We start from the raw sequence: 13,950 nt of genomic DNA on the forward strand, positions 1-13,950 counted from the left end.
ATGGACATATCGACGAAGACAACCGATGCACTTCCCCCAAGTCCCGAGCCGACCCTGACCGAGCAGGCGCGCAGCGCCCGTGGCGCGACCCGCCCCGGTGACCGCGTCTTCCTCGGCCTGTCCCGAGGCTCGGGCATCCTGCTGCTGGTGATCATGGCCGCGATCGCGGTCTTCCTCACCTACCGCGCCTCGCTCGCGATCAGCAAGGACCACGGCAACTTCCTGACCACCTTCGAGTGGAACACCAACCTCACCCCGCCGGTGTTCGGCATCGCGGTGCTGGCCTTCGGCACGGTCGTCTCCTCGGTCGTCGCCATGGTCATCGCGGTCCCGATCTCGGTGGCCATCGCGCTGTTCATCACGCACTACGCGCCGCGCAGGCTGGCCGGCCCGGTCGCGTACGTGATCGACCTGCTCGCCGCCGTGCCGTCCATCGTGTACGGCCTGTGGGGCGCGCTGGTCCTCGTGCCGCACATGACCGGCCTCTACGGCTGGCTGGACAAGTACCTCGGCTGGACCGGCGTCTTCGACTGGCAGGGCGGCGCCCCGCGGTCGATGCTCACCGTCGGCCTGCTGCTCGCGATCATGATCCTGCCGATCATCACCAACGTGAGCCGTGAGGTCTTCCGGCAGGTCCCGCAGATGCACGAGGAGGCCGCGCTGGCCCTCGGCGCCACGCGCTGGGAGGTCATCCGCATGGCGGTGCTGCCCTTCGGCCGCTCCGGCGTGATCTCCGCCTCGATGCTCGGCCTCGGCCGCGCCCTCGGCGAGACGATGGCCGTCGCCACCGTGCTCTCCCCGACCTTCGACATCCAGGCCAGCCTGCTCGACCCGGGCGGCGGCACCTTCGCCCAGAACATCGCCAGCAAGTTCAGCGAGGCGACGCAGGACGGCCGTGACGCGCTGATCGCCTCCGGTCTGGTCCTGTTCGTCATCACCCTGCTGGTCAACGGTGCGGCTCGCGCGATCATCGCCCGCCGCAAGGAGTACTCGGGGGCCAACGCATGAGCACCGCCAGCCTCGCCGACAAGCGCGCCGGTTCGCTGCGCGGCGCGAGCCTGCCCAAGTGGTCCACCTGGGCCATCGCCGCCGGATCCCTGGTGGTCGCGGTGGGCATCGGCCTCGCCGCCGGCCTGGACAGCAAGGTCCAGTGGGGCCTGATCGCCGCGATCCTGTTCGTCCTCGGCACGTTCGGCATCGCCGCCCGCGTCGAGGGCCGCCGCCAGGCGAAGGACCGTGTCGCGACCTCGCTCGTCTGGGTCGCCTTCCTGCTCGCCGTCGTCCCGCTGGTCTCCCTGATCTGGGTGACCGTGGCGCGCGGAGTGAAGGTCCTCGACGTCTACTTCCTGACCCACTCCATGGGGGTCGTCGCCGACTCCGAGCCGGGCGGCGGCATCTACGCCGCCATCATCGGCAGCCTGGAGCAGGTCGGCCTCGCCACCCTGATCGGCGCGCCGATCGGCATCCTCACCGCGATCTACCTGGTGGAGTACGGGCGCGGCAGGCTCGCCAAGGCCGTCACGTTCTTCGTCGACGTGATGACCGGCATCCCCTCGATCGTCGCGGGCCTGTTCATCCTCAGCCTGATGCTGATCTTCGAGATGCAGCCCTTCGGCTTCGCCGGCTCGCTCGCGCTGGCCATCCTGATGATGCCCGTCGTGGTCCGCTCCACCGAGGAGATGCTCAAGCTCGTACCGAACGAGCTGCGCGAGGCGTCGCTGGCGCTGGGCGTGCCGAAGTGGCGCACCATCCTGAAGGTGGTCCTGCCGACCTCGCTCGGCGGCATCACCACCGGCGTCATGCTCGCCGTCGCCCGTATCGCGGGCGAGACCGCGCCGGTGCTGCTGCTGGTGTTCGGCAACCCGTTCATCAACAACAACCCCTTCGAGGGCGCGCAGGCGTCGCTGCCGCTGTACATCTACCAGCAGTACTCGCAGAGCGCGGGCGCCAACGCGGCGTACGACCGCGCGTGGGCGGCCTCGCTGACGCTGATCGCCTTCGTGATGATCCTCAACATGGTGGCCCGCGGCATCGCCCGCTGGAAGGCCCCGAAGACCGGTCGCTGAGGCATCGAGATGGCGGCTACCGCCGCATGGCGACCCCCCAAGCGACTGACTGGAAGTGAAGTGGTTATGGCCAAGCGAATCGACGTGAGCGGACTGACCGCTTACTACGGCTCCCACAAGGCGATCGAGGACATCTCGATGACGGTCGAGCCGCGCTCGGTGACGGCGTTCATCGGGCCGTCCGGCTGCGGCAAGTCGACGTTCCTGCGCACGCTGAACCGGATGCACGAGGTGACCTCCGGCGGCCGTGTCGAGGGCAAGGTGCTGCTGGACGACGAGGACCTGTACGGCGCCGGGATCGACCCGGTGTCGGTGCGGCGCGAGGTCGGCATGGTGTTCCAGCGGCCGAACCCGTTCCCGACCATGTCGATCTTCGACAACGTGGCGGCGGGCCTGCGGCTGAACGGCAGCTACCGCAAGTCCGAGCTGGGCGACATCGTGGAGAAGTCGCTGAAGGGCGCCAACCTCTGGAACGAGGTCAAGGACCGGCTGAACAAGCCCGGCTCCGGCCTGTCCGGCGGTCAGCAGCAGCGGCTGTGCATCGCCCGGGCGATCGCCGTGGAGCCGAAGGTGCTGCTGATGGACGAGCCGTGCTCGGCCCTGGACCCGATCTCCACGCTCGCCATCGAGGACCTCATCGGTGAGCTGAAGGAGCGCTTCACGATCGTCATCGTGACGCACAACATGCAGCAGGCGGCCCGTGTGTCGGACCGTACGGCGTTCTTCAACCTGGCGGCGGTCGGCCAGCCCGGGCGGCTGATCGAGATCGACGACACCGAGCGGATCTTCTCCAACCCGTCGGTGCAGGCCACGGAGGACTACATCTCCGGGCGCTTCGGATAACCCCAGATCCCCTCGCGGTGCTGCATGGCGGTGCCACCGCGAGGACGCAGAAGGGCCCGCCCCCGGAATTCCGGGGGCGGGCCCGTTCGCGTTCTCCGTGCCGCCGGCTACAGGACGGTCAGGTTCACCAGCCCGAAGGCCGCGGCGGCGACCAGGGCCGCGGCCGGCATCGTGATGAACCAGCCCAGGACGATGTTCTTCGCCACGCCCCAGCGCACCGCGTTCACCCGCTTCGTCGCGCCCACGCCCATGATCGCCGAGGTGATGACATGGGTGGTGGAGATCGGCGCCTTGAAGATGAACGCCGTGGTGAACATGATCGACGCGCCCGTCGCCTCGGCCGCGAACCCCTGCGGGGGGTCGAGCTCGATGATCTTGCGGCCCAGGGTGCGCATGATCCGCCAGCCGCCGGCGTACGTGCCCAGGGACAGCATCACGGCGCAGACGATCTTGACCCAGACCGGGATCGGGTCGCCGAAGGTCTCGTGGCCCGAGATGACCAGGGCCAGCACCACGACACCCATGGTCTTCTGGGCGTCCTGCAGACCGTGCCCGAGTGCCATGGCGGCCGCCGACACCGTCTGCGCTATGCGGAAGCCCCGCTTGGCCTTGTGCGGGTTGGAGCGGCGGAACAGCCACATGATGGCCGTCATCACCAGGTAGCCGACGATCAGGCCGACGACCGGCGACAGGAACATCGGGATGACGACCTTGTCCAGGACGCCGTTCCAGAGCACCTCGGTGCCGCCCGCGAGCGCCGCGCCCACCATGCCGCCGAACAGGGCGTGGGAGGACGACGAGGGCAGGCCGAAGTACCAGGTCAGCAGGTTCCAGACGATGGCGCCGATCAGCGCCGCGAAGAGGATGGCCATCCCCTTCGAGCCCTGCGGCGTCTCGATCAGGCCCTCGCTGACGGTCTTGGCGACCCCGGAGCCCAGGAAGGCGCCGGCGAGGTTCATCACCGCGGCCATGGCGAGCGCCGCCCGCGGGGTCAGCGCCCGCGTCGACACCGAGGTCGCGATCGCGTTCGCGGAGTCGTGGAAGCCGTTCGTGTACGTGAAGAAGAGCGCGACCGCTACGGTCACGATCAGGGCGAAGGTGTCCATCGACGCCTCAGGACTCCTTGACGGCGATGGTCTCCACCGTGTTCGCCACGTGCTCGAACGCGTCCGCCGCCTCCTCGAGCACGTCCACGATCTGCTTCAGCTTGAGGACCTCGATGGCGTCGTACTTGCCGTTGAAGAGGTGCGCCAGCAGCTTGCGGTGGATCTGGTCGGCCTGGTTCTCGAGCCGGTTGACCTCGATCCAGTACTCGGTGAGGTTGTCCATGGTGCGGAGGTTCGGCATCGCCTCCGCGGTCAGCTCGGCCGCCCTGGCCAGCACCTCGATCTGCTGCTCGACGCCCTTCGGCAACTCCTCGACGTTGTAGAGGACGACCAGGTCGACGGCCTCCTCCATGAAGTCCATGATGTCGTCCAGGGACCCGGCGAGGGTGTAGATGTCCTCACGGTCGAAGGGCGTGATGAAGGAGGAGTTCAGCTGGTGGAAGATCGCGTGCGTGGCGTCGTCACCTGCGTGTTCCGCGGCCCGCATACGCTCTGCGATCTCGGCCCGGGCGGAAGCGTCCGCCCCGAGCAGTTCCATCAGGAGCTTCGAGCCGGTGACGATGTTGTCCGCGGATGCGGCGAACATGTCGTAGAAGCTCGTCTCCCTGGGGGTCAGACGAAAGCGCACTTGGGGTCCTCTAGGTGCTTCGGTTTCGGTCAGGCTGATGCTAGGCGCAACATCCGGCCACGGCTATCGGGCCGTCTCCCAGTGTCGCCCATCGTTCGGAACGATCAGCACGGGGGCGTCCCCAGGGGCCCTCTACCCCGCGAAATTCGTTACCATATACCCAGTAGGGGTATGTATCCGCAGCTCGTCCCGACATGGAGGCCCGTGATGACGACGACCGAGGCCGGCGCCACGCACGGTTACCACAAACAGAAGGACGAGCACCTCAAGCGGCTGCGCCGCATCGAGGGCCAGATCCGCGGCCTGCAGCGCATGGTGGAGGAGGACACGTACTGCATCGACATACTCACCCAGGTGTCGGCTTCCACCAAGGCCCTGCAGTCCTTCGCCCTGCAACTGCTGGAGGAGCACCTGCGGCACTGCGTGGCGGACGCGGCCCTCAAGGGCGGGGACGAGATCGAGGCCAAGGTGGACGAGGCGACGAAGGCGATCGGCCGGCTGCTGCGCACCTGATCCGGGCCCGCCGCCGGGGTCAGCGCCGGTCCCGGCCCCGGGGGCGATCGGCGGGTTTCCGCTCCTCGGCCACCCGCAGCACCTCGTCGATGCTCTCCAGGCTCAGCCGGTCCTCGGCGGCCGAGGCGGCGATGATCAGTTCCCCGCACAGTTCGATCTCGGCGAGGGCCACGTGGTCCTGAACTGCCGTACCGCCGAGCGGAGCCACGTGCGTCACCTCGTCTCTGCCGTCACCGGCTTCCTAGAGTAGGCAGCGCTCCACACACCGCGCATGGCACGGACGGGCTAGTTCGACAGGCGCGTCACTGACTAGTGCCTTGACTGGATCTCGCCCCCGGCGCCGGTCTCCCGGCCGGCCGCGCTCTCGGCGACGCGGCCCGCGTAGATGTCCCCGGGGCTCGGCAGCCGCACGTCGACGGGGGTGCCGAACCCGGACAGCAGCGTGGTCGAGGCGACCGCCACCGGAGTCTTCTCGCGCCCGTTGACGAAGCTGAAGCGCTGGCGCAGCTTGCGGATGCGGCCCTGGTCGTCGAGGTAGGCGTCGAACGGCACGTCCGCCGTGGCGAACCCCTTCGCCGCCGCGGCCAGCGACGCCCGGTTGTCCGCCGAGGCGCCCGCCGACGCGCGGGACAGGTCCGCCGTGCCCCGGTAGTGCCGCACCGGGGTCCCGCCGACCTCGGTCCGCCCCAGGTACGTGGCCGTGCGCGTGCCCCGCAGCACCTCCGCCGCCGCGTACGGGTCGGTGGCGCCGCCGGTCACCAGGTTGCCGTCGGACAGGCCGGCGGTCTCCACCCGTACCCACTTGTCCGCCGGCACGCCCGCGCCCCGGTTCTTCATGAACAGGGCGCCCGGTGCGAGGAGCTCGGTGATGGGCCGGTGCTCGGGGGTGCCCGCCGGGTCGTCCGGCAGCACCACGGTGAGCTGCCCGAGCCGGCGTCTGAAGTCGTAGCCGCCCTGGCCGCGGATGGTGACCCGGGTGCCGCCGGTCGCCATCTCCATGGACGTGGCGGCCCTGGAACTGCCCGCCTCGCGCAGGGTGTCGGCGGCCCGCCGCAGCACGGCCACCGGATCACCGCCCGCGCCGTGCGCGCCCTCGGCGGCGGCCCGGTCACCGGTGCACCCGGTGGCGGCCGCCCCTAGCCCGAGCATGACTCCCACCGCGAGGGCGGTCCTTCCCGCGCGCCTGTACTGCCGCCGATCCATCGCGTGAAACCCCCAGCCGGTAGGTCCGTCACGGGCCCCCTGTCTTCCCGGGTTAACGACCGGTAGGGAGCACCGTCACGCGCTGCCGTACCGTTGTCACCGTGGTGCAGCAGGACGGGCCGGGGCGAGCCCGGCAGGGGCAGGAACACCTCACGACGACGACCGAGCAGGGCCGCTTCTGCGTGGCCCGCTGCAGCTGCGGCTGGCGCGGCCCGGCCCGCCGTGCCCGCAGCCTCGCCAGAGCGGACGCGGAGGCGCACACGGAGCCGGCGTGAAGCGGACCTCCCCGGTGCGCGGCCGTGGGCAGGCCGCACCCCGGGCGGGGGGTCAGCGGTGTTCGAGGCGGCGGGTGAGGGCCTCGACGAGGTCGCGGTCGCGGGGCTGGGTCAGCCGGAGGCGGGCCTCGGCGGGGGAGAGCCACAGGATGCGGTCCACCTCGTCGTTCGGGGCGAAGGCTCCCGCGGTGGCCTCGGCCGCCCAGTAACGCACCCGTTTGGGACGGCCGTTGGCCAGGTAGCTCAGGGTCGGCAGCTCGGAGCCGGGCTCCGCCGTGTACCCGGTCTCCTCCGCGACCTCGCGCAGGGCGCCCGCGAGCGCGTCCTCGCCCCGCTTCAGCTTGCCCTTCGGGTGGGACCAGTCGTCGTACTTGGGCCGGTGGACCAGGCAGAGCTCCAGGCCGCCGGCGGCCGGCGAGCGGCGCCACAGGACGCAGCCCGCCGCCTCGACCATGGTGTTCACACCGCCTCCTCGCGTGGATTCAGGACGCGCCGACCGTCTGCTTCTGCCAGGCCTGCTGGAAGGCGAACCGGGCCGCCTCCACCTCGTGCCGCTGGTCGGCGTGGAGCACGCCCAGCGCGTACGCCGTGGCCGGGGCGATCCGGGGGGTGCGGGCCGCCTGGGCCGCCGCCGCGGCGGCCTCCGAGGCGTCCCGGTGCCGGTTCAGCGCCCGGCCCGCCGTCAGCAGCGTCACGTCGACGGGGGAGTTGCCGCCGTGCAGCACCTCGCGGGCGTAGCGGTGCAGGCGCAGCAGCAGGCGGACCTGGTGCCAGGGGCCGTCCTGGGGGTGCGGGGACGGGTCCGGGGACAGGCCGTGGACGAGGGCCTCCGCGTTGTAGGGGTGGCCCGCGGTGAGCAGCGGCAGGGCGGTGACGGCCTGGGTGAGGCGTTCCTCGGCCGCCGCGGCGAGGGGGTGCAGCGCGGCGCCGGGCGCGTGAGGGGTGAGCGGGACCTCGCTCGCCAGTAAGGCCACCTTGTCGGCGACCGCGTGGAAGCGGGAGGAGCCGAGGGCCTGCAGGGCGGTGGAGTGGGCCCGGGTCCGGGCGAGGGTGAGCTGGCGTTCCAGCAGGGCCCCCGCCTTGGCCGCGCCGACCGTCAGACTGCCCCGTTCCGGGGCGGACGCCGGCCGGGCGGTCCCGCCCGGCCCGGGCGGACCCGCGTCCGCCGGGACGAGCGCCGCCCCGGCGGGCAGGGTGCCGAAGGCCACCGCGGCCACGGGCCGGGGCGGCAGCGCCGCGGTGCCCGAGAGCCGGTTCAGGGCCTGCAGCAGCCGTTCCAGACGGGCCTCGTAGGCGTGCTCCAGTTTCAGGGTGCCCGACAGCCAGGCCAGTTCCGGGCGCAGCTCCTCGGACCAGTCCGGGTCGAGCAGCGGCCGGAAGGTGTGCAGGCTGGCGCTGATGCGGCGGGCCGAGCGGCGCAGCAGCAGCGCCGCGTCGACGGACTCCTCCGCGCCCGCGGTCGTGCCGCCGGTCTCCCGGTGCGTGCGCAGCGCGCGGAGGAACTCCGTGGCCCGGGCGCGGAGGTAGCCCGCGAGGGCGTCCCCGGTCACCGCCTGGGCCGTGGGGTCCGTCGGGTCAGGGTGTTGCTGTGCCACGCCGGCGCCTCCGGGCGTCTATGAGCATCTCCTGGACGTTGCGCAGGGGCTGTCCGTCGGCGTCGGTCGCGTGCCGGGTCCACTCGCCGTCGGGGCCGAGGTGCCAGGAGGCGGTGGTGTCGGACATGCCGGTGTCGAGCAGCCGGTTCAGGGCCGCCCGGTGGCCGGGGTCGGTGACCCGGACCAGGGCCTCGATGCGTCGGTCGAGGTTGCGGTGCATCATGTCGGCGCTGCCGATCCACACCTCGGGCTCGCCGCCGTTGCCGAAGCCGAACACCCGGGAGTGCTCGAGGAAGCGGCCGAGGATGGAGCGGACCCGGATGTTCTCCGACAGGCCCGCGACGCCGGGGCGGACGGCGCAGATGCCCCGCACCCACACGTCCACCGGGACGCCGGCCTGGGAGGCGCGGTACAGCGCGTCGATGACCGCCTCGTCGACCATCGAGTTGACCTTGATGCGCACGAAGGCGGGGCGGCCGGCCCGGTGGTGCTGGGCCTCCTTTTCGATGCGCGCTATCAGGCCGTCGCGCAGCGACTTGGGGGCGACCAGGAGGCGGCGGTAGGTCTCCCGGCGGGAGTAGCCGGACAGCCGGTTGAAGAGGTCGGAGAGGTCCGCGCCGACCTGGGGGTCGGCGGTGAGCAGGCCGAGGTCCTCGTACAGCCGGGCCGTCTTCGGGTGGTAGTTGCCGGTGCCGACGTGGCTGTAGCGGCGGAGGGTCTCGCCCTCCTGACGGACCACCAGGGAGAGCTTGCAGTGGGTCTTGAGACCGACCAGGCCGTAGACCACGTGGCAGCCGGCCTCCTCCAGCTTGCGCGCCCACTTGATGTTGGCGTGCTCGTCGAAGCGGGCCTTGATCTCGACCAGGACGAGGACCTGCTTGCCGGACTCGGCGGCGTCGATGAGCGCGTCGACTATCGGGGAGTCGCCGGAGGTGCGGTACAGGGTCTGCTTGATCGCCAGCACGTCCGGGTCGCCGGCCGCCTGCTCCAGGAAGGCCTGCACGGAGGTGGAGAAGGAGTCGTACGGGTGGTGCAGCAGCACGTCACGGGTGCGCAGGGCGGCGAAGATGTCCGGCGCGGAGGCGGACTCCACCTCGGCCAGGTCGCGGTTGGTGCCCGCGACGAACTTCGGGTACTTCAGCTCCGGCCGGTCGAGGCTGTGGATGCGGAAGAGACCGGTGAGGTCCAGGGGGCCGGGCAGCGGGTACACCTCGGCCTCGGTGATCTTCAGCTCGCGGACCAGCAGGTCCAGCACCTCGCGGTCGATGGACTCCTCGACCTCCAGGCGCACCGGCGGCCCGAAGCGGCGCCGCATGAGCTCCTTCTCCAGGGCCTGGAGCAGGTTCTCGGCGTCGTCCTCCTCGACCTCGAGGTCCTCGTTGCGGGTGAGCCGGAAGGCGTGGTGCTCCAGCACCTCCATGCCCGGGAACAGCTCCTCCAGGTGCGCGGCGATGACGTCCTCGAGCGGGACGTAGCGGCCCGGGGCGGCCTCCAGGAAGCGGGACAGCAGCGGCGGCACCTTCACGCGGGCGAAGTGCTTGTTGCCGCTGACCGGGTTGCGCACGATGACGGCCAGGTTCAGGGACAGGCCGGAGATGTACGGGAAGGGGTGCGCGGGGTCGACGGCCAGCGGGGTGAGCACGGGGAAGATCTGGTGCCGGAAGAGCGTGAAGAGGCGTGCCTGCTCCTTCTCGGCCAGCTCGTTCCACCGGACCAGGTGGATGCCCTCGTCGGCGAGCGCGGGGGCCACGTCCTCGTGGTAGCAGGCGGCGTGCCTGGCCATCAGCTCGCGCGAGCGGGCCCAGATCATCTCCAGCACCTCGCGCGGCTGGAGGCCGGACGCGGAGCGGGTGGCGACACCGGTGGCGATGCGGCGCTTCAGGCCCGCCACCCGGACCATGAAGAACTCGTCCAGGTTGCTGGCGAAGATCGCCAGGAAGTTGGCGCGCTCCAGCAGGGGGGTGTTCGGGTCCTCGGCCAGTTCGAGGACGCGTTCGTTGAAGGCGAGCCAGCTTCGCTCCCGGTCCAGGAAACGACCCTGGGGCAGCGGCGCCCCGTCGTTCGGCGCCTCTTCGTAGGCGTCGAGGTCGGCGTCGAGGTCGGGTTCCAGGTCGGAAACGGTCGCGGCGACCGTATGTGACCGGTGCGCGGCGATGGAGCCCACGGAGGGCTGCGTGTGCTGGGCCTCTGCCTGGGTGTCTTGCTGACTCATGACACCATTCTTCCGCGCCACGCGCGAGACAGGCGCGTCGGAACGTGCGGGCGGGAGCGTCACGGCTCCGTTCACCGCGAGCCCCTCGGGGGGCGGCGAAGGCTCTGGCACGGCGGGCTTCATTGGCCGAGCGTCGCAAGCCAGTCTGAATCGATGGTTACGGAGACATGACGTCCCGGATATCGCGGAGCGGCCCCCGGGTGCGCGTCCCTCCCCCCGTGGAAGGGACGCGCACCCGGGTCTGCTCAGGCGGCCCGGCGGCGCAGCACCAGGAAGGCGGCCGTCGTCGCCAGCGTGGTCAGGGCCAGCACGACGCCCGTCTCCACGAGGTGCAGAGGCCAGAAGTGGGACGCGGGGTGGTAGACGGCGAATTCGCCGCCGGCGTTCCGTCCCCGGTCCACCTGCCAGGCGCCGTCCGGCAGCGTGAACGGCGTCGGGGAGGTGCGGGTGAGCTTCGGCCACAGATCCGCGCGGTACTCGGTGAGCAGCACGTCGACCAGCCACGTCGCGGCGACGGCGGCGCCGAGCGCGGCCAGGGTCCGGCGCAGCAGCAGCGCCGCGAGGGCGCCGACGGCCAGCGCGCACAGGCCGTACGCCACGGTGAGCGGGCCGCGGGCGACGAAGACGTCGCCGGTGGACCACCGGTCGCCCATGAGGGAGCGGTGGGCTCCCCAGCCCCAGCGGTACACGAGCACCAGGACGGTGCCGCCGGCCGTGACGGCCAGGGCCGGCAGGGCGAGCTTGGCGGTCAGCCAGCGGGTGGGCGTGACGCCCTGGGTCCAGGCGAGGCGGGCGGTGCCGGACTCCAGTTCCCGGCCGATCAGCGCGCCGCCCGCGAAGGCGGCGACGGCGAGGAAGCTGTGGCTGACGAGGGTGCCGATCCAGCCGGTCGGCTCGCTGTAGCCGAGGCCGGTGAAGGCGTCGTGGCACAGGCCGGTGCGGCGGCACCGGGCCAGGGAGTCCAGGACGGAGCCGGCGGTGACCTCGTTCAGCCACACCAGCCAGCCGGTCAGGGCGGCGACGGCGGCGGCCCACCCGAGCAGGGCGGTGCGGTGCAGCCGCAGCACGGTGCGGGGCAGGCCCTGGAGGACGGCCCTCACGCGGCGGCCGCCTTCCCGGCCCGTGACGACCCGGCCAGGCGCCCGAGCACGCGGAACGCGGCCAGGGCGAACACGGCGGCCAGGGCCAGCACGAGGGCGCTGGTGGTGAGCTGGAGCGGCCAGTAGTGGGAGGCGGGGTGGTAGGTGTGGAACCAGCCGACGGCGCCCTGCTCGCGGAACGCCCGCGCGCACCCTTCCGTGGTGGCCGCGTAGCACTCGGGCTCGGGGATGTGCCCGCCGCCGCGGGTGACCAGGCCCCTGGCGACCTCCACGCCGGAGTAGGGGGCGGCGTAACCGCGTTCGAGGCCGGTCACCCGGGTGACGGGCGGCCACAGGTGCGGCATGAGCCACTGCGCCAAGCCCCAGACGCCCGCGGTGAGGCCGACGGAGACGGCGAGCGCGGGCAGGGCGCGGCCCAGGGCCAGGCCGGTGAGGGCGCCCCCGGCGAGGGCGGCCAGGGCGAGGGCGACGGTGGTGGGGCCGTTGGTGTGGAAGGTCCAGAAGTCGGCCCAGCTCTTGACGGTGTCGACACGGCCGTCGGCGGCCGACCAGGCCCGGCGGTGCAGGAACACCAGCAGGCTCGTGCCCGCGGCGACCGCGGCGGCGGGCAGGGCCAGCCGGGTCGCCAGCCAGCGGACGGGCGTGATGCCCTGGGTCCAGGCGAGGCGGGCGGTGCCGGACTCCAGCTCGCGGCCGGTGAGCGCGGCTCCGGCCCAGGCGGCCACGAGGAACGGCAGCGCGGCGAGGGACAGCGTGAGGTAGTTGTAGACGTCCTTGTAGCGCAGGATCGCGTCCTGGGCGTAGGGGCACTTCTCGGACCACTCGCAGGCGTTGTACTGCCGCCAGCCCTCCGCGGCCGCGTCGGTGAGCGGTCCGGCGAGCCACAGCAGCAGCGCGGCGCCGAGGACCGCCAGGCCGGTCCAGACGACGAGCGCGGGGCGGTGCAGGCGCAGCAGCCAGCGGGCCGTGCGGGGCCGCGCGGCGGGGTTCCGGACGGCGGCCGGGGCGGTGGCGGCGCTCATGCGGCGCTCTCCTCGGTCGCGGCCGGCGCGGTGGTGAGGGCGGGGGCCTGCGGGTTGCGCAGATGGGCGAGGACCAGTTCCTCCAGGGTGGGCGCCGAGGAGCGCCAGTCGCCGCCGAGCGGGCCGGCGGGGCGGATCAGCGCGGTCCGCTGGCGGCCGGTGACCCGGTCCTCGACCACGGTGTGCGCGTCCAGGCGCGTGTTCTCGGCGGGCCCGCTGACCCGCAGGTGGGCGGCGAGCAGGTCGTCGATCTCGCCGGCCAGCCGGACCCGGCCGTCGCCGACCAGCAGCAGGTGGTCGCAGGAGTCCTCCAGCTCGGCGACCACGTGCGAGGACATCACGATCGTGGTGCCGTGCTGGGCGGCCTCGGCCATCAGGGCGCCCATCAGCTCGTGCCGGGCGAGCGGGTCCAGGTCGGCCATCGGCTCGTCCAGGAGCAGCAGTTCGGGGCGCTTGCCGAGGGCCAGGGCGAGCGCGACCCGGGTGCGCTGGCCGCCGGACAGCGCGCGTATGCGGGCCCCGGGATCCAGCGGGCCGGCGGCCACGATCCGGTCGGCGGTCCCCGCGTCCCAGCGCTCGGGGTTGAGGTCGGCGCCCATGCGCAGCGTCTCGGCGACCGTGAGCTGCGGGTACAGCGGCTTGTCCTGGGCGACGTAGCCCACCCGGGCACGGGCCGCGGCGGGCGCGGCGCCGAGCACGGTCAGCCGGCCCTCGGTGGCGGGGAGCAGCCCCGCGGCGAGGGCGAGCAGCGTGGACTTGCCGGCGCCGTTGGGCCCGACGACGGCGCACACCCGCCCGGCGGGCAGCCGGAAGCCGCACTCGCGCAGCGCCCAGCCTCCCCTGCGCCCGAAGCGCTTGCCGAGGCCGGTGGCCTCCAGAGCCGTGTCGCTCATGAACGTTCTCCCTGGAAGTGCTTGTCGAGTACGGCGGTGAAGAGGGCCGCCACGTCGTCCCGGTCCAGGCCCGCCTCGGCGGCCCGCGCCGTCCACTGCTCCAGCTCCGCCCGCAGGGGGGAGTCGGCGGGGGCGGCGCCCAGCGAGCGGCGGACGAAGGTGCCCAGTCCGCGCCGCGCCTCGACCAGGCCCTCCCGCTCCAGCTCGCGGTAGGCCTTGAGGACCGTGTTGGGGTTGATGGCGGTGGCCTCGACGACCTCGCGGGCCGTCGGCAGCCGGTCGCCCGGGCGCAGCAGGCCCAGCCGGAGGGCCTGTTTGGTCTGCTGGACGATCTGGACGTAGGTGGCGACCCCGCTGTGCCGGTCGATGCGGTATTCGACCACGCGTTGAACCACCCTTTCACTAATTGAGTAGTGAAAGGGTGGTGCAAGAGAGGGGTGGCCGTCAAGCCGGCCACCCCTCGGGTGCGCGCCGGGCGCCGTCCGCGCCCCGGT

The 13,950-nt window shown here is 72.3% G+C and carries 16 protein-coding genes; 5 read left to right on the top strand and 11 right to left on the bottom strand.

The genetic code is table 11. The annotated features are described in order from the left end of the window. The 3 genes from pstC to pstB all read left to right on the top strand — a co-directional run bounded on the left by pstC (position 1) and on the right by pstB (position 2,909). Positions 1–1,008 carry a phosphate ABC transporter permease subunit PstC gene (gene pstC / locus ACFYU0_RS19885; protein WP_351666171.1) on the top strand — a complete coding sequence of 336 codons (1,008 nt, stop codon included), beginning with the start codon at positions 1–3 and terminating at the stop codon, positions 1,006–1,008. Beyond that, the gene (gene pstA, locus ACFYU0_RS19890) at positions 1,005–2,066 is read left to right on the top strand and encodes a phosphate ABC transporter permease PstA (RefSeq protein WP_389302847.1); all 1,062 of its coding nucleotides are present in this window, start codon (positions 1,005–1,007) and stop codon (positions 2,064–2,066) included. Before pstC ends, pstA begins: the two co-directional genes overlap by 4 nt. 66 nt (positions 2,067–2,132) lie before the next feature. Beyond that, positions 2,133–2,909, top strand: a complete 777-nt coding sequence (pstB, locus tag ACFYU0_RS19895) for a phosphate ABC transporter ATP-binding protein PstB (protein ID WP_351666167.1) — start codon at positions 2,133–2,135, stop codon at positions 2,907–2,909. A 107-nt stretch (positions 2,910–3,016) separates the two neighbouring features. Here the strand turns inward: pstB and ACFYU0_RS19900 are convergent, their stop codons facing one another. Further along, on the bottom strand, positions 3,017–4,015 hold the full coding sequence (locus tag ACFYU0_RS19900) for an inorganic phosphate transporter (RefSeq protein ID WP_351666165.1): 999 nt from the start codon (positions 4,013–4,015) through the stop codon (positions 3,017–3,019). 7 nt (positions 4,016–4,022) lie between these two features. Further along, positions 4,023–4,643 (bottom strand): DUF47 family protein, encoded by a 621-nt coding sequence (locus ACFYU0_RS19905; RefSeq protein ID WP_351666163.1) that lies wholly within the window; start codon positions 4,641–4,643, stop codon positions 4,023–4,025. A gap of 207 nt (positions 4,644–4,850) precedes the next feature. Between ACFYU0_RS19905 and ACFYU0_RS19910 the strand changes: the two genes are divergently transcribed. After that, positions 4,851–5,156: a metal-sensitive transcriptional regulator gene (locus ACFYU0_RS19910; protein WP_201832899.1), complete on the top strand. Its 306-nt coding sequence runs from the start codon at positions 4,851–4,853 to the stop codon at positions 5,154–5,156. Between the two features lie 19 nt (positions 5,157–5,175). Here the strand turns inward: ACFYU0_RS19910 and ACFYU0_RS19915 are convergent, their stop codons facing one another. Then, the gene (locus ACFYU0_RS19915) at positions 5,176–5,373 is read right to left on the bottom strand and encodes a hypothetical protein (protein ID WP_143630875.1); all 198 of its coding nucleotides are present in this window, start codon (positions 5,371–5,373) and stop codon (positions 5,176–5,178) included. 92 nt (positions 5,374–5,465) lie between these two features. Further along, positions 5,466–6,359 carry a hypothetical protein gene (locus ACFYU0_RS19920; protein ID WP_389302853.1) on the bottom strand — a complete coding sequence of 298 codons (894 nt, stop codon included), beginning with the start codon at positions 6,357–6,359 and terminating at the stop codon, positions 5,466–5,468. 101 nt (positions 6,360–6,460) lie between these two features. On the opposite strand from ACFYU0_RS19920, the gene ACFYU0_RS19925 reads away from it, so the two are divergent. Continuing rightward, positions 6,461–6,634, top strand: coding sequence for a hypothetical protein (locus tag ACFYU0_RS19925; protein WP_351666158.1), 174 nt, complete (start codon positions 6,461–6,463; stop codon positions 6,632–6,634). Between the two features lie 52 nt (positions 6,635–6,686). Here the strand turns inward: ACFYU0_RS19925 and ACFYU0_RS19930 are convergent, their stop codons facing one another. From ACFYU0_RS19930 to ACFYU0_RS19960, 7 genes are all read right to left on the bottom strand, one after another. Beyond that, positions 6,687–7,088 (bottom strand): NUDIX hydrolase, encoded by a 402-nt coding sequence (locus ACFYU0_RS19930; protein ID WP_351666215.1) that lies wholly within the window; start codon positions 7,086–7,088, stop codon positions 6,687–6,689. A gap of 28 nt (positions 7,089–7,116) precedes the next feature. Continuing rightward, complete coding sequence (locus tag ACFYU0_RS19935) at positions 7,117–8,229, bottom strand: CHAD domain-containing protein (protein ID WP_389302856.1); 1,113 nt, start codon at positions 8,227–8,229, stop codon at positions 7,117–7,119. Continuing rightward, on the bottom strand, positions 8,210–10,441 hold the full coding sequence (locus tag ACFYU0_RS19940) for an RNA degradosome polyphosphate kinase (RefSeq protein ID WP_389302859.1): 2,232 nt from the start codon (positions 10,439–10,441) through the stop codon (positions 8,210–8,212). The genes ACFYU0_RS19935 and ACFYU0_RS19940 overlap by 20 nt, the downstream gene beginning before the upstream one ends. A gap of 245 nt (positions 10,442–10,686) precedes the next feature. Continuing rightward, on the bottom strand, positions 10,687–11,541 hold the full coding sequence (locus tag ACFYU0_RS19945; RefSeq protein WP_389302862.1) for a hypothetical protein: 855 nt from the start codon (positions 11,539–11,541) through the stop codon (positions 10,687–10,689). Beyond that, the gene (locus ACFYU0_RS19950) at positions 11,538–12,563 is read right to left on the bottom strand and encodes an ABC transporter permease (RefSeq protein WP_389302865.1); all 1,026 of its coding nucleotides are present in this window, start codon (positions 12,561–12,563) and stop codon (positions 11,538–11,540) included. The genes ACFYU0_RS19945 and ACFYU0_RS19950 overlap by 4 nt, the downstream gene beginning before the upstream one ends. After that, positions 12,560–13,456 carry an ABC transporter ATP-binding protein gene (locus tag ACFYU0_RS19955; protein ID WP_389302868.1) on the bottom strand — a complete coding sequence of 299 codons (897 nt, stop codon included), beginning with the start codon at positions 13,454–13,456 and terminating at the stop codon, positions 12,560–12,562. Before ACFYU0_RS19955 ends, ACFYU0_RS19950 begins: the two co-directional genes overlap by 4 nt. Further along, positions 13,453–13,839, bottom strand: coding sequence for a GntR family transcriptional regulator (locus ACFYU0_RS19960; protein ID WP_351666146.1), 387 nt, complete (start codon positions 13,837–13,839; stop codon positions 13,453–13,455). Before ACFYU0_RS19960 ends, ACFYU0_RS19955 begins: the two co-directional genes overlap by 4 nt. Between the last annotated feature and the right edge of the window lie 111 nt (positions 13,840–13,950).

This window comes from Streptomyces sp. NPDC003720, from assembly GCF_042875075.1.
In the GTDB taxonomy this organism is placed as follows: Bacteria; Actinomycetota; Actinomycetes; order Streptomycetales; family Streptomycetaceae; genus Streptomyces.

What these genes read in the sequence shown, in the direction of transcription:
- ACFYU0_RS19940 (WP_389302859.1), bottom strand. Translation starts at nt 10,441, where the DNA reads ATGAGTCAGCAAGACACCCAGGCAGAGGCCCAGCACACGCAGCCCTCC.
- ACFYU0_RS19910 (WP_201832899.1), top strand. Translation starts at nt 4,851, where the DNA reads ATGACGACGACCGAGGCCGGCGCCACGCACGGTTACCACAAACAGAAG.
- ACFYU0_RS19900 (WP_351666165.1), bottom strand. Translation starts at nt 4,015, where the DNA reads ATGGACACCTTCGCCCTGATCGTGACCGTAGCGGTCGCGCTCTTCTTC.
- pstC (WP_351666171.1), top strand. Translation starts at nt 1, where the DNA reads ATGGACATATCGACGAAGACAACCGATGCACTTCCCCCAAGTCCCGAG.
- ACFYU0_RS19955 (WP_389302868.1), bottom strand. Translation starts at nt 13,456, where the DNA reads ATGAGCGACACGGCTCTGGAGGCCACCGGCCTCGGCAAGCGCTTCGGG.
- ACFYU0_RS19920 (WP_389302853.1), bottom strand. Translation starts at nt 6,359, where the DNA reads ATGGATCGGCGGCAGTACAGGCGCGCGGGAAGGACCGCCCTCGCGGTG.
- pstB (WP_351666167.1), top strand. Translation starts at nt 2,133, where the DNA reads ATGGCCAAGCGAATCGACGTGAGCGGACTGACCGCTTACTACGGCTCC.
- pstA (WP_389302847.1), top strand. Translation starts at nt 1,005, where the DNA reads ATGAGCACCGCCAGCCTCGCCGACAAGCGCGCCGGTTCGCTGCGCGGC.
- ACFYU0_RS19930 (WP_351666215.1), bottom strand. Translation starts at nt 7,088, where the DNA reads ATGGTCGAGGCGGCGGGCTGCGTCCTGTGGCGCCGCTCGCCGGCCGCC.
- ACFYU0_RS19950 (WP_389302865.1), bottom strand. Translation starts at nt 12,563, where the DNA reads ATGAGCGCCGCCACCGCCCCGGCCGCCGTCCGGAACCCCGCCGCGCGG.